The 552-nt window shown below is 51.8% G+C and carries 1 pseudogene; it reads right to left on the bottom strand.

Annotation, left to right across the window (positions count from 1 at the left end):
* Window positions 1-359 (bottom strand): annotated as a pseudogene (locus F0169_RS27590) (hypothetical protein); the annotation flags it as partial.
* Window positions 360-552: the final 193 nt, after the last annotated feature.

Below are 552 nucleotides of genomic sequence, written 5' to 3'. Positions count from 1 at the left end.
TTGTAAAACTTCATCTGAAACGTTGGATGCTTCTTGATGAACAGGATGGTTTCAACGTCTGCGTCTTCCAGCGCTTGGTAATACCCAACGTAGAGCACGGCCACCAAAGCCAACACAATCAGGGCAATCAGCTTCTTCATTCTTGCGGTGCCGGAGGGGGAAGTAAGTATGTTTGGGCTCTGAGGTTCCTGACCAACTCCATGCCTGCCTGGCATTGGGCATCGGGTCGAAGCGGTTAAAAGCGCTACTGGTTTTGCCACAACTGACACCTTGTCATGATCATCCATGAAACCGACCTTATCAGAAGTCGCGAAGCGCAGTCCCGCTTGGACTGAACTCAGGCGGCTAGCCAGCAGCATGGATTTCGTCCGGTTCAACAAGGTCAGCGTTAGGCGACGAGCGTTTTTGCGCCACGTATTTAAGGCCTCCCTACTGGCGAACTCGTTGAGTGATTACTAGATTTTAATGCTCTGGAACTGCTCGCGCGTATCACTTGGCTGCGTGCACGACTCACAGCAAGTTCGATGAGGACTATGGAGCGCCCATCCAAAA

Source organism: Pseudomonas kitaguniensis (genome assembly GCF_009296165.1).
In the GTDB taxonomy this organism is placed as follows: Bacteria; Pseudomonadota; Gammaproteobacteria; order Pseudomonadales; family Pseudomonadaceae; genus Aquipseudomonas; species Aquipseudomonas kitaguniensis.
This window is presented reverse-complemented; position numbering and strand designations above follow the sequence as displayed.